The sequence below is a fragment of the Streptomyces griseus subsp. griseus genome, from assembly GCF_003610995.1.
GTDB lineage: Bacteria > Actinomycetota > Actinomycetes > Streptomycetales > Streptomycetaceae > Streptomyces.
In genome coordinates this window covers 4,459,045-4,472,235 of the sequence record NZ_CP032543.1, presented here as the reverse complement: position 1 = coordinate 4,472,235, position 13,191 = coordinate 4,459,045, and the positions used below count along the sequence as shown (strand labels likewise).

The window sequence follows — 13,191 nt, the reverse complement described above, 5'->3', positions numbered from 1 at the left end:
ATCAGACCGCCCTCATCAGCAGGGTCGCGGCGATGACGATGGCCGCGCCGCCGAACATCGAGACCGCGTAGGAGCGGGCGTAGCCGTTCTGCAGCTTGCGCAGCCGGCCGGAGAGCCCGCCGACCGACGCGGCCGTGCCGTTGACGACTCCGTCGACCAGGGAGTGGTCGACGTAGACGAGCGAGCGGGTGAGGTGCTCGCCGCCGCGGACCAGGACCACATGGTTGAAGTCGTCCTGGAGCAGGTCGCGGCGGGCCGCCCGGGTGAGCAGCGAGCCGCGCGGGGCCACGACGGGCACTGCCTTGCGCCCGTACATCCCCCAGGCGATCGCGACGCCGATGACCAGGGCCACCACGGTGGCTCCGGTGACGGCGGCCACGCTCAGCGGGGAGTGCCCGTGCTCGTAACCGGTGACCGGCTCCAGCCAGTTGACGAAGCGGTCACCGATGGCGAAGAAGCCACCGGCGAAGACCGATCCGACGGCCAGCACGATCATCGGGATCGTCATGGACTTCGGGGACTCGTGCGGGTGCGGCTCGTGGCCCTCGGCGTCGGGCTGCCAGCGCTTCTCGCCGAAGAAGGTCATCAGCATCACGCGCGTCATGTAGAACGCGGTGATCGCGGCGCCCAGCAGGGCGACGGAGCCGAAGATCCAGCCCTCGGTGCCGCCCTTGGCGAAGGCCGCCTCGATGATCTTGTCCTTGGAGAAGAAGCCGGACAGGCCCGGGAAGCCGATGATGGCGAGGTAGCCGAGGCCGAAGGTGATGAAGGTGACCGGCATGTACTTCCGCAGGCCGCCGTACTTGCGCATGTCGACCTCGTCGTTCATGCCGTGCATCACCGAACCGGCCCCCAGGAAGAGCCCGGCCTTGAAGAAGCCGTGCGTCACCAGGTGCATGATCGCGAAGGCGTACCCGATCGGGCCGAGGCCCGCGGCGAGGATCATGTAGCCGATCTGCGACATCGTGGAGCCCGCGAGCGCCTTCTTGATGTCGTCCTTGGCGCAACCGACGATCGCACCGAAGATCAGCGTCACCGCACCGACGATGGCGACGACCAGCTGGGCGTCCGGAGCACCGTTGAAGATGGCACCGGAGCGGACGATGAGATAGACACCGGCGGTGACCATGGTCGCGGCGTGGATGAGGGCGGAGACCGGGGTCGGGCCCTCCATCGCGTCGCCGAGCCAGGACTGCAGCGGCACCTGGGCCGACTTGCCGCACGCGGCGAGCAGCAGCATCAGGCCGATCGCCGTCAGCTTGCCCTCGCTCGCCTCGCCGGTCGCCTCCAGCACCGGTCCGAAGGCGAAGGTGCCGAAGGTGGTGAACATCAGCATGATGGCGATCGACAGGCCCATGTCGCCGACGCGGTTGACCAGGAAGGCCTTCTTCGCGGCGGTGGCGGCGCTGGGCTTGTGCTGCCAGAAGCCGATGAGCAGGTACGACGCCAGACCGACGCCCTCCCACCCGACGTACAGCAGAAGGTAGTTGTCGGCGATGACCAGGATCAGCATCGCCGCGAGGAACAGGTTGAGATAGCCGAAGAAACGGCGCCTGCGCTCGTCGTGCTCCATGTAGCCGATGGAGTAGATGTGGATCAGCGTGCCCACACCGGTGATGAGCAGGACGAAGGTCATCGACAGCTGGTCCAGCTGGAAGGCGATGTCGGCCTGGAAGCCCTCCACCGGAATCCAGCTGAACAGGTGCTGGTGCAGGGCCCGGTCCTCGGCACCCTTCCCCAGCATGTCGGCGAAGAGGACGGCGCCGACGACGAACGAGGCGGCGGCGAGCACGGTGCCGAGCCAGTGCCCGGCCTTGTCCAGCCGCCGGCCGCCGCAGAGCAGGACCGCCGCTCCGAGCAGGGGCGCCGCGACGAGCAGCGCGATCAGGTTCTCCACGATTCCGGTCCCCTTACAGCTTCATCAGGCTGGCGTCGTCGACCGAGGCCGAGTGGCGGGAGCGGAACAACGACACGATGATCGCGAGCCCGACGACGACTTCCGCGGCGGCGACGACCATCACGAAGAAGGCGACGATCTGCCCGTCGAGGTTTCCGTGCATCCGGGAGAACGTGACGAGCGCCAGGTTGCACGCGTTGAGCATCAGCTCGATACACATGAAGAGCACGATCACGTTCCGCCGGATCAGCACCCCGGAGGCGCCGATCGCGAACAGCAGGGCCGCGAGATAGAGATAGTTGACCGGGTTCACTGGGCGGCCTCCGAATTCTCCGCCGCGGAGGCGGGGTTGCTCCCGCGTGCCACGGCGTCCGCGTCCTCACGTCCGAGCCGCTCGCCGGAGCGCTGCTCCAGGGCCTTGAGATCGGCGAGGGCCTCCTGGGAGACGTCGCGGATCTGGCCCCGGTCGCGCAGCGTCTTCATGACGGTGAGCTCGGAGGGTGTGCCGTCGGGCAGCAGACCGGCGATGTCCACCGCGTTGTGCCGGGCGTAGACACCGGGGGCGGGCAGCGGCGGGAGGTGCTTGCCGCGCACGCGCTCCTCGGACATCTCCCGCTGGGTCTTGGCCCGTTCGGTGCGCTCGCGGTGCGTGAGCACCATCGCCCCGACTGTCGCGGTGATCAGCAGGGCGCCGGTGATCTCGAAGGCGAAGACGTACTTGGTGAAGATGAGGTTGGCGAGTCCCTCGACGTTGCCGCCGTGCAGGGCGTTGGCGGCGCCGAGTCCGTTGAAGGTGGACAGCGACGCGTTGCCGATGCCCCCGATCAGCAGGATGCCGAAGCCCAGTCCGCAGGCGACGGCCAGCCAGCGCTGCCCCTTGAGCGTCTCCTTGAGGGAGTCCGCCGCGGTGACGCCGACCAGCATCACGACGAAGAGGAACAGCATCATGATCGCGCCGGTGTAGACGATGATCTGGACGATGCCGAGGAAATAGGCGCCGTTGGCGAGGTAGAAGACGGCCAGGACGACCATGGTCCCGGCCAGCGACAGGGCACTGTGCACGGACTTCTTCAGCAGGATCGTGGAGAAGGCGCCGATCACGGCGACGGTCCCCAGGATCCAGAACTGGACGGCCTCACCGGTCGAGGTGGTGGCGGCCGCGGCGATCGCGTTCATGCGCCCGCCCCCCTGCCCTGCTGTGCGCCGGCGGACTCGTCCGACTTGGGCTCCTCGCCCTTGGAGAGCGCCGGCTGCGGCACCGTACCGGGAGCGGCCTCGGTGACCAGGCCCCGGTAGTAGTCCTGCTCGTCCATGCCCGGGAAGATCGCGTGCGGACTGTCGACCATGCCCTCCTCCAGGCCCGCGAGCAGCTCGTCCTTGGTGTAGATGAGGCTCTCGCGGGTGGTGTTGGCGAGCTCGAACTCGTTCGTCATCGTCAGCGCCCGGGTGGGGCAGGCCTCGATGCAGAGTCCGCAGAGGATGCAGCGCGCGTAGTTGATCTGGTAGACGCGGCCGTAGCGCTCGCCCGGGGAGTAGCGCTCCTCCTCGGTGTTGTCCGCGCCCTCCACGTAGATGGCGTCGGCCGGACACGCCCAGGCGCACAGCTCGCAGCCGACGCACTTCTCCAGGCCGTCCGGGTGGCGGTTGAGCTGGTGGCGGCCGTGGAAGCGGGGCGCCGTCACCTTCGGCGTCTCCGGATACTGCTCGGTCAGCCGCTTCTTGAACATGGCCTTGAAGGTCACGCCGAAGCCGGCCACGGGGTTCTGGAACTTCTCCCCCGCCGAACCCGATTCTCCCGAGGACCCAGCGGATCCCGATGAGCCCGTGAGCTCTGGTTTCTCAGACACCGCCGGCCTCCTTTCCGTCACTCGCGTTTCCGTCACTCTGAGTATCGGGCCCGCCACTGACAACGAGCTCCCGCTCGCGCCTCGGTACGCGCCTGGGCACCGGCGGCAGGCTCTGTCCGGGCAGCGGTGGCACCGGGAACCCGCCCGCCATCGGGTCGAACGCGGGCTCCGGTCCGGCCTCCGCCTCGTGAGCCCTGACCCTGCGGTCGCGGAACATGTCCACGACCAGGGAGATCAGCAGGATGGCGAGCACCGCCCCGCCGACGTACAGCACGATCCGGGAGAAGTCGTAGCCCTCGTTCCGCAGCGCGCGGACGGTGGCGACGAGCATCAGCCAGCCCACCGAGACCGGGATCAGGACCTTCCAGCCGAGCTTCATCAGCTGGTCGTAGCGGACGCGTGGCAGCGTGCCGCGCAGCCAGATGAAGAAGAAGATCAGCGCCTGGAGCTTCAGGAAGAACCAGAGCATCGGCCACCAGCCGTGGTTCGCCCCCTCCCAGAACGCGGAGATCGGGTACGGGGCCCGCCAGCCGCCGAGGAACAGCGTCACCGCGATCATCGACACGGTCACCATGTGGATGTACTCGGCGAGCATGAACATCGCGAACTTGATGGAGCTGTACTCGGTGTTGAAGCCGCCGACGAGGTCGCCCTCGGACTCCGGCATGTCGAACGGGGCCCGGCTGGCCTCCCCGACCATCGTCACCATGTAGATGAGGAAGGACATCGGGAGCAGGATGATGTACCACCGGTCGCCCTGCGCCTCCACGATGGTGGAGGTCGACATCGACCCGGAGTAGAGGAAGACCGAGGCGAACGCGGCGCCCATGGCGATCTCGTACGAAATCATCTGGGCGCACGAGCGGATCCCGCCGAGCAGCGGGTACGTGGAGCCCGAGGACCAGCCGCCGAGGACGAAGCCGTACACCCCGACCGCGCCGACGGCGAGGATGTAGAGCGCGGCGATCGGCAGGTCGGTGAGCTGCATCGTCGTACGGGTGCCGAAGATCGAGACCTCGTTGCCCGCGGGTCCGAAGGGGATGACCGCGACCGCCATGAAGGCGGGGATCGCCGCGAGGATCGGCGCCAGGACGTACACCGCCTTGTCCGCGCGCTTGACGATGACGTCTTCCTTCAGCATCAGTTTGACGCCGTCGGCGAGCGACTGGAGCAGTCCCCAGGGGCCGTGCCGGTTGGGTCCGATGCGCAGCTGCATCCAGGCGACGACCTTGCGCTCCCACACGATGGAGAAGAGCACGATCAGCATCAGGAACGCGAAGCAGAAGACCGCCTTGACCAGCACCAGCCACCAGGGGTCGGTGCCGAACATCGAGAGATCCTCGGCGGCGATGACGGCGCCCTGGGGCGCCGTGGTCAGTGCGGTGAGGCTCATCACGCTCGTACCTCCGACGGTTCTACGGGAGCGCCCGGGGCGGCGGCCGGGCCGATCCGGACCAGGCCGCCGGGGTTCGCACCGGTGTCGGCGGGGATGCCGCGTCCCACCGAGTTCAGCGGCACCCAGACCACGCGGTCCGGCATGTCGGTGACCTGGAGGGGGAGTTCGACGGTGCCGGCCGGGCCGGTGACGGCGAGCAGGTCGCCGTCCTTGACGCCGGACTCGGCCGCCGTGGTGGCGGAGAGCCGGGCGAGCGCCGCGTGCCGGGTTCCGGCGAGCGCGGTGTCGCCCTCCTGGAGCCGGCCCAGGTCGAGGAGCATCCGGTGGCCCGCGAGGACCGCCTCGCCGTCGCCGGGCCGGGGCAGCGGCTGCGCCGGTTCGCGCGGGTCGTCCGCGTGTCCGCCCTCCCAGCCGCCGAGCCGGTCCAGCTCGCGGCGGGCGGCGGTCAGGTCCGGCAGCGCGAAGTGCACGTCCATGGCGTCGGCCAGCATGTGCAGCACCCGGGAGTCGACCGGCGCGAGGGTCCGGGGCATCTGCTCCGGCTTCAGCGCGGCCTGGAACATCCGGACCCGGCCCTCCCAGTTGAGGAAGGTGCCGGACTTCTCCGCGACGGCGGCGACCGGGAAGACCACGTCGGCCCGGTCGGTGACCGCGCTCGGCCGCAGCTCCAGCGAGACCAGGAAGCCGACCTCGTCCAGGGCTTCCAGCGCCCGCGCCGGGTCCGGCAGGTCCTCCACGCCGACGCCGGCGACGAGCAGCGCGCCCAGCTCACCGGTGGCCGCGGCCTCGATGATCTGGCCGGTGTCGCGGCCGTGTCGGGCGGGCAGTTCGGCGACGCGCCAGACGGCGGCCACCTCGTCCCGGGCCCGCGGGTCGGTGGCCGGGCGGCCGCCGGGCAGCAGGGTGGGGAGCGCGCCCGCCTCCACCGCGCCCCGGTCGCCCGCGCGGCGCGGAATCCACACCAGGCGTGCGCCGGTCGCGGCAGCCGTACGAATAGCGGCAGAGAGTGCGCCGGGCACACCCGCGAGCCGCTCCCCGACGATGATCAGGGAGTGCTCACCGCGCAACGCCTCGGCGGCGGCCGCCCCTTCGGCCTCCAGCCCGACCCCGCCCGCGAGCGCGTCCAGCCACTCGGTCTCGGTGCCGGGGGCGGCGGGCAGCAGCGTGCCACCCGCCTTCACCAGACCGCGCGTGGCGTGCGAGGCGAGGGCGAAGGTCTGCTGGCCGCTCTTGCGGTGGGCCTTGCGGAGCCGCAGGAAGACACCGGGGGCCTCCTCCTCGGACTCGAACCCGACGAGCAGGACCGCGGGAGCCTTCTCCAGCGCGGTGTACGTGACCCCCTCGCCGTCCAGGTCCCGGCCGCGCCCGGCGACGCGGGCGGCCAGGAAGTCGGCCTCCTCGGCGCTGTGGACCCGGGCGCGGAAGTCGATGTCGTTGGTGTCGAGGGCGACCCGGGCGAACTTGCTGTACGCGTAGGAGTCCTCGACGGTCAGCCGGCCGCCGGTCAGGACGCCGGTACGGCCCCGGGCCGCGAGCAGTCCGGCCGCCGCGACCTCCAGCGCCTCGGGCCAGCTCGCCGGCTCCAGGACACCGTCCGCGTTGCGGACCAGCGGGGTGGTGAGGCGGTCGCGCTGCTGGGCGTAGCGGAAGCCGAACCTCCCCTTGTCGCAGATCCACTCCTCGTTGACCTCGGGCTCGTTGGCCGCGAGGCGCCGCATGACCTTGCCGCGCCGGTGGTCGGTGCGCATCCCGCAGCCGCCGGAACACTGCTCGCACACCGAGGGGGTGGAGACCAGGTCGAAGGGGCGGGAGCGGAAGCGGTACGCCGCCGAGGTCAGCGCGCCGACCGGGCAGATCTGGATGGTGTTGCCGGAGAAGTACGACTCGAAGGGGTCGCCCTCGCCGGTGCCGACCTGCTGGAGGGCGCCGCGCTCGATCAACTCGATCATCGGGTCGCCCGCCACCTGGTTGGAGAACCGGGTGCAGCGCGCGCAGAGCACGCACCGCTCACGGTCCAGCAGCACCTGGGTGGAGATCGGGACGGGCTTCTCGAAGGTCCGCTTCTTCCCGTCGAAGCGGGAGTCGGCGCCGCCGTGCGACATCGCCTGGTTCTGGAGCGGGCACTCGCCGCCCTTGTCGCAGACCGGGCAGTCCAGCGGGTGGTTGATCAGCAGCAGCTCCATCACGCCCTTCTGCGCCTTCTCGGCGACAGGAGAGGTGATCTGCGACTTGACGACCATGCCGTCGGTGCAGGTGATGGTGCAGGAGGCCATCGGCTTGCGCTGGCCCTCGACCTCGACGATGCACTGGCGGCAGGCGCCGGCCGGGTCGAGGAGCGGGTGGTCGCAGAAGCGCGGGATCTCGATGCCGAGGAGTTCGGCGGCCCGGATGACCAGGGTCCCCTTGGGGACGCTGATCTCGATGCCGTCGATGGTCAGCGTGACCAGGTCCTCGGGCGGGATGGCCGCCTCGCCGCCCCCGGAGGGCGCACTCGTGGTGACTGTCATGCGTTCACCCCCCGGTGAGCGTTCTTGCCGTCGGTGTTCTTGTCGTCGGCCCAGGCCGTGGATCTGGCGGGGTCGAAGGGACAGCCCTTGCCCGTGATGTGCTGTTCGTACTCCTCGCGGAAATACTTGAGCGAGGAGAAGATCGGGGCGGCGGCGCCGTCGCCGAGCGCGCAGAACGACTTGCCGTTGATGTTGTCGGCGATGTCGTTGAGCTTGTCCAGGTCGGCCATCTCGCCCTTGCCGGCCTCGATGTCCCGCATCAACTGGACCAGCCAGTACGTCCCTTCACGGCAGGGCGTGCACTTGCCGCAGGACTCGTGGGCGTAGAACTCGGTCCAGCGGGTGACGGCCCGTACGACACAGGTCGTCTCGTCGAAGCACTGGAGCGCCTTGGTGCCGAGCATGGACCCGGCGCCGCCGACCCCCTCGTAGTCGAGGGGGACGTCGAGGTGCTCCTCGGTGAGCATCGGGGTGGAGGAGCCGCCCGGGGTCCAGAACTTGAGCCGGTGGCCGGGCCGCATGCCGCCGCTCATGTCGAGGAGCTGGCGCAGCGTGATGCCGAGCGGGGCCTCGTACTGGCCGGGGCTGGCGACATGGCCGCTGAGCGAGTAGAGCGTGAAGCCCGGGGACTTCTCGCTGCCCATCGACTTGAACCAGTCCTTGCCCTTGTTCAGGATCGCGGGAACCGAGGCGATGGACTCGACGTTGTTCACCACAGTGGGGCAGGCGTACAGACCGGCGACCGCGGGGAAGGGGGGTCGCAGCCGGGGCTGTCCACGCCGTCCTTCGAGAGAGTCGAGCAGCGCGGTTTCCTCACCACAGATGTACGCGCCGGCACCTGCGTGCACCGTGAGTTCCAGATCGAGTCCTGAACCCAGGATGTTCGTCCCCAGATAACCCGCCTCGTACGCCTCTCGTACGGCCTCGTGCAGCCGTCGCAGCACGGGGACGACCTCACCGCGCAGATAGATGAACGCGTGCGACGAACGGATCGCGTAACAGGCGATCACGATGCCCTCGATGAGGCTGTGCGGGTTGGCGAAGAGGAGCGGGATGTCCTTGCAGGTCCCCGGCTCCGACTCGTCGGCGTTGACAACCAGATAGTGCGGCTTTCCGTCGCCCTGCGGGATGAACTGCCACTTCATCCCGGTGGGGAAGCCGGCGCCCCCGCGTCCGCGCAGACCGGAGTCCTTGACGTACGCGATGAGGTCGTCGGGGTCCATGGCCAGCGCCTTGCGCAGCCCTTCGTACCCCTCGTGGCGGCGGTAGGTCTCCAGGGTCCAGGAATCGGGCTGGTCCCAGAAGGTGGAGAGGACGGGGGCGAGCAGCTTCTCGGGGCTCGTCCCGTTGTGGTCGATCTCGGCGGCCAAGGTCATCACTCCCCCTCCTCGGCTGCGGGCCCGGCCGGGTGCTCCGGGTCGGAGGCCGAGGTCTGCTGCGGTGCGTCGTGCGAGCTGAGGTGCTCGGACGGCGAAGGGTCGTGCGGCTGCCCCTCCTTGGGCCGGCCGTCGCGCGGGGCGACGACCCGGGCCTTGGGCAGCGCCTCGCCCTTGGCGAGCTTGAGCCCGACGAGGGAGGCGGGGCCCGCGCCGCCGGAGGCCTCGACGGCGCCGGGGCGCTCGTCGGGGAAGCCGGCCAGGATGCGGGCGGTCTCCTTGTAGGAGCAGAGGGGGGCGCCGCGGGTGGGCTCCACGGTCCGTCCGGCGATCAGGTCGTCGACGAGCTGGGTGGCGCTCTCGGGCGTCTGGTTGTCGAAGAACTCCCAGTTCACCATCACGACGGGTGCGAAGTCGCAGGCCGCGTTGCACTCGATGTGTTCGAGGGTGACCTTGCCGTCGTCGGTCGTCTCGTTGTTGCCGACGCCGAGGTGGTCCTTGAGCGTGTCGAAGATGGCGTCGCCGCCCATGACCGCGCACAGGGTGTTGGTGCAGACCCCGACCTGGTAGTCCCCACTGGGCTTGCGCCGGTACATGGAGTAGAAGGTCGCGACGGCCGTGACCTCGGCGGTCGTGAGGTCGAGGGTCTCGGCGCAGAAGGCCATCCCGGTACGGGAGACGTACCCCTCCTCGGACTGTACGAGGTGGAGCAGCGGCAGCAGTGCGGAGCGGCTTCCCGGGTAGCGGGCGATCACCTCCTTCGCGTCCGCGTCCAGCCGGGCGCGCACGTCGGCCGGGTAGGCGGGGGCGGGGAGCTGCGGCATCCCCAGGCTGACCTCTTGGTTTGCGGTCACCGGTCGACGCCTCCCATCACGGGGTCGATGGACGCGACGGCGACGATCACGTCGGCCACCTGGCCGCCCTCGCACATCGCCGCCATGGCTTGCAGATTGGTGAAGGACGGGTCGCGGAAGTGGACCCGGTAGGGGCGGGTGCCGCCGTCGGAGACGACATGGACGCCGAGTTCGCCCTTGGGGGACTCGACGGCGGTGTACGTCTGCCCGGCGGGGACCCGGAAGCCCTCGGTCACCAGCTTGAAGTGGTGGATCAGGGCTTCCATGGAGGTGCCCATGATGTTCCTGATGTGGTCGAGGGAGTTGCCGAGGCCGTCCGCGCCGAGGGCGAGCTGGGCGGGCCAGGCGATCTTCTTGTCCGCGACCATGACCGGGCCCGGCTCCAGGCGCTCCAGGCACTGTTCGATGATCCGGAGCGACTCGCGCATCTCGTCCATACGGATGAGGAAGCGTCCGTAGGAGTCGCAGGTGTCGGCGATCGGCACCTCGAAGTCGTAGGTCTCGTAGCCGCAGTAGGGGTCGCTCTTGCGCAGGTCGTGCGGGAGCCCGGCGGAGCGCAGGACCGGACCGGTGGCGCCGAGCGCCATGCAGCCGGTGAGGTCGAGGTAGCCGACGTCCTTCATACGGGCCTTGAAGATGGGGTTGCCGGTGGCGAGCTTGTCGTACTCCGGCAGGTTCTTCTTCATGGTCCTGATGAACTCGCGCAGCGCGTCGACCGCGCCCGGGGGCAGGTCCTGGGCGAGGCCGCCGGGGCGGACGAACGCGTGGTTCATCCGGAGCCCGGTGATCAGCTCGAAGATGTCGAGGACCAGTTCACGGTCGCGGAAGCCGTAGATCATGATCGTGGTCGCGCCCAGCTCCATGCCGCCGGTGGCGATGCAGACCAGGTGCGAGGAGATCCGGTTGAGCTCCATGAGGAGCACGCGGATGATCGTGGCCCGGTCGGGGATCTGGTCCTCGATGCCGAGGAGCTTCTCGACACCCAGGCAGTACGCCGTCTCGTTGAAGAACGGCGTCAGGTAGTCCATCCGCGTGACGAACGTGGTGCCCTGGGTCCAGCTGCGGAATTCGAGGTTCTTCTCGATGCCGGTGTGGAGGTAGCCGATGCCGCAGCGGGCCTCGGTGACGGTCTCGCCGTCGATCTCCAGGATCAGCCGCAGCACGCCGTGCGTGGACGGGTGCTGAGGACCCATGTTGACGATGATGCGTTCGTCGTCGGACTTGGCGGCGGATTCGACGACCTCGTCCCAGTCGCCGCCGGTGACTGTATATACAGTCCCCTCGGTCGTGGCACGGGGTGTCGCGTGGGGAGTGGTCATCAGGAGTACGACCTCCGCTGGTCCGGAGCCGGGATCTGGGCGCCCTTGTACTCGACGGCGATGCCGCCGAGCGGGTAGTCCTTGCGCTGCGGGAAGCCCTGCCAGTCGTCCGGCATCATGATCCGGGTCAGGGCCGGGTGCCCGTCGAAGATGAGCCCGAAGAAGTCGTATGCCTCGCGCTCGTGCCAGTCGTTGGTCGGATAGACCTCGACGAGGGACGGGATGTGCGGGTCGCTGTCCGGGGCGGAGACCTCCAGCCGGATGATCCGGCCGTGCGTGAGGGACCGCAGGTGGTAGACGGCGTGCAGCTCGCGTCCCTTGTCGCCCAGGAAGTGGACGCCGCTGACGCCCGTACAGAGCTCGAAGCGCAGGGCGGGGTCGTCGCGCAGGGTGCGGGCGACCTGGACCAGGTGCTCGCGGGCGATGTGGAAGGTGAGCTCGTCGCGGTCGACGACGGTGCGCTCGATGGCGTTCTCGGGGAGCAGGTCCTGCTCCTCCAGCGCCCCTTCGAGCTCGTCGGCCACCTCGTCGAACCACCCGCCGTACGGCCGGGAGGAGGCGCCGGGCAGGGTGACGGTGCGGATGAGGCCGCCGTAACCGGAGGTGTCGCCGCCGTTGTTGGCGCCGAACATGCCCTTGCGTACGCGGATGACCTCGCCGCCGGTGTCGCGCGGGGCGGGTACGGCGTTGCCGTTCCGCTCCTCGCCGTGGGTGTTGTCGCTCACCGCAGGAGCCCCTTCATCTCGATCAGGGGCAGCGCCTTCAGGGCCGCTTCCTCCGCCTCGCGGGCGGCTTCCTCCGCGTTGACCCCGAGCTTGCCGTCCTGGATCTTCTGGTGGAGCTTCAGGATGGCGTCCAACAGCATCTCGGGACGCGGCGGGCATCCGGGCAAATAGATATCGACCGGGACAATGTGATCAACGCCCTGCACAATGGCGTAATTGTTGAACATTCCGCCCGATGATGCGCAAACCCCCATGGAAATGACCCACTTGGGGTTCGGCATCTGGTCGTAGACCTGCCGCAGGACGGGCGCCATCTTCTGGCTCACCCGCCCCGCGACGATCATCAGGTCCGCCTGGCGCGGCGATCCGCGGAAGACCTCCATCCCGAACCGGGCCAGGTCGTAGCGGCCCGCTCCGGTCGTCATCATCTCGATGGCGCAGCAGGCGAGGCCGAACGTGGCCGGGAAGACGGAGGACTTCCGCACCCAGCCGGCGGCCTGTTCGACCGTGGTCAGCACAAAGCCGCTAGGCAGCTTCTCTTCGAGTCCCATGTGTGCCCCTCAGCCCCTCAGTCCCATTCCAGGCCGCCGCGACGCCAGACATACGCATAGGCGACGAAGACGGTGAGCACGAAGAGCAGCATCTCCACGAGCCCGAAGATCCCCAGGGCGTCGAAGGAGACCGCCCAGGGATAGAGGAAGACGATCTCGATGTCGAAGACGATGAAAAGCATCGCCGTCAGGTAGTACTTGATGGGGAAGCGGCCGCCTCCGGCCGGTGTCGGCGTGGGTTCGATACCGCACTCGTACGCTTCGAGCTTTGCCCGGTTGTACCGCTTGGGGCCGATAAGCGTGGCCATGACCACGGAAAAGATCGCAAACCCTGCCCCCAGGGCGCCGAGCACGAGGATGGGCGCGTAGGCATTCACGCTCCTCGCTCCTTCCAGTCGTCCTTGACCGTTGGACCGCATCGGGCGACCGGCTCGCCACCTCACCAAGATCGTGCACATGTGAGGCAGTTCACAAGCCCGACTGCCCCGCATCCTATGCCCGTCACCCTGTGATCTGCGACACGGGGTACGTCACCGTCTTTGTGATCTCCACCACCTGACGAAGGATCATGAAGTCGTATGAGCGGTGATCTTCGTACGCGAAGCGGCGAAGTGATCACGAGACGTGACATTCACCCGTGTTACCGCTGGTCAAAAGCGTGCGGCGCTATCAATAGGCGGCCACTACAGGCAAATTGGCGATGGTCGGGGATGGAGTGA

General features: G+C 68.8%; 12 protein-coding genes. All 12 read right to left on the bottom strand.

From position 1 onward, the window contains the following. Position 1: 1 nt before the first annotated feature. Genes nuoL through D6270_RS20145 form a run of 12 tightly spaced genes read right to left on the bottom strand, consistent with a single transcriptional unit; the run spans position 2 to position 12,849 of the window. The gene (nuoL, locus tag D6270_RS20200) at positions 2 to 1,897 is read right to left on the bottom strand and encodes an NADH-quinone oxidoreductase subunit L (RefSeq protein WP_109164164.1); all 1,896 of its coding nucleotides are present in this window, start codon (positions 1,895 to 1,897) and stop codon (positions 2 to 4) included. 13 nt (positions 1,898 to 1,910) lie between these two features. Continuing rightward, positions 1,911 to 2,210 carry an NADH-quinone oxidoreductase subunit NuoK gene (gene nuoK, locus D6270_RS20195; RefSeq protein WP_031127582.1) on the bottom strand — a complete coding sequence of 100 codons (300 nt, stop codon included), beginning with the start codon at positions 2,208 to 2,210 and terminating at the stop codon, positions 1,911 to 1,913. Beyond that, complete coding sequence (locus D6270_RS20190) at positions 2,207 to 3,073, bottom strand: NADH-quinone oxidoreductase subunit J (protein WP_109164165.1); 867 nt, start codon at positions 3,071 to 3,073, stop codon at positions 2,207 to 2,209. Before D6270_RS20190 ends, nuoK begins: the two co-directional genes overlap by 4 nt. After that, positions 3,070 to 3,744 carry an NADH-quinone oxidoreductase subunit NuoI gene (nuoI, locus tag D6270_RS20185; RefSeq protein ID WP_109164166.1) on the bottom strand — a complete coding sequence of 225 codons (675 nt, stop codon included), beginning with the start codon at positions 3,742 to 3,744 and terminating at the stop codon, positions 3,070 to 3,072. The genes D6270_RS20190 and nuoI overlap by 4 nt, the downstream gene beginning before the upstream one ends. After that, positions 3,737 to 5,137, bottom strand: coding sequence for an NADH-quinone oxidoreductase subunit NuoH (nuoH, locus tag D6270_RS20180; protein ID WP_109164167.1), 1,401 nt, complete (start codon positions 5,135 to 5,137; stop codon positions 3,737 to 3,739). The genes nuoI and nuoH overlap by 8 nt, the downstream gene beginning before the upstream one ends. Then, positions 5,137 to 7,647 (bottom strand): NADH-quinone oxidoreductase subunit G, encoded by a 2,511-nt coding sequence (locus D6270_RS20175; RefSeq protein ID WP_109164168.1) that lies wholly within the window; start codon positions 7,645 to 7,647, stop codon positions 5,137 to 5,139. Before D6270_RS20175 ends, nuoH begins: the two co-directional genes overlap by 1 nt. Then, the gene (nuoF, locus tag D6270_RS20170) at positions 7,644 to 9,026 is read right to left on the bottom strand and encodes an NADH-quinone oxidoreductase subunit NuoF (RefSeq protein WP_204117081.1); all 1,383 of its coding nucleotides are present in this window, start codon (positions 9,024 to 9,026) and stop codon (positions 7,644 to 7,646) included. The genes D6270_RS20175 and nuoF overlap by 4 nt, the downstream gene beginning before the upstream one ends. Then, on the bottom strand, positions 9,023 to 9,847 hold the full coding sequence (nuoE, locus tag D6270_RS20165; RefSeq protein ID WP_109164170.1) for an NADH-quinone oxidoreductase subunit NuoE: 825 nt from the start codon (positions 9,845 to 9,847) through the stop codon (positions 9,023 to 9,025). Before nuoE ends, nuoF begins: the two co-directional genes overlap by 4 nt. 26 nt (positions 9,848 to 9,873) lie before the next feature. Further along, positions 9,874 to 11,196 (bottom strand): NADH-quinone oxidoreductase subunit D, encoded by a 1,323-nt coding sequence (locus tag D6270_RS20160; protein WP_109164171.1) that lies wholly within the window; start codon positions 11,194 to 11,196, stop codon positions 9,874 to 9,876. Next, complete coding sequence (locus D6270_RS20155; RefSeq protein WP_109164172.1) at positions 11,196 to 11,921, bottom strand: NADH-quinone oxidoreductase subunit C; 726 nt, start codon at positions 11,919 to 11,921, stop codon at positions 11,196 to 11,198. The genes D6270_RS20160 and D6270_RS20155 overlap by 1 nt, the downstream gene beginning before the upstream one ends. Continuing rightward, positions 11,918 to 12,472: a NuoB/complex I 20 kDa subunit family protein gene (locus D6270_RS20150; protein WP_018490715.1), complete on the bottom strand. Its 555-nt coding sequence runs from the start codon at positions 12,470 to 12,472 to the stop codon at positions 11,918 to 11,920. Before D6270_RS20150 ends, D6270_RS20155 begins: the two co-directional genes overlap by 4 nt. 17 nt (positions 12,473 to 12,489) lie before the next feature. After that, a complete protein-coding gene (locus D6270_RS20145) occupies positions 12,490 to 12,849 on the bottom strand; it encodes an NADH-quinone oxidoreductase subunit A (RefSeq protein WP_003967084.1) in 360 nt (119 codons plus the stop codon). Positions 12,850 to 13,191 lie beyond the last annotated feature (342 nt).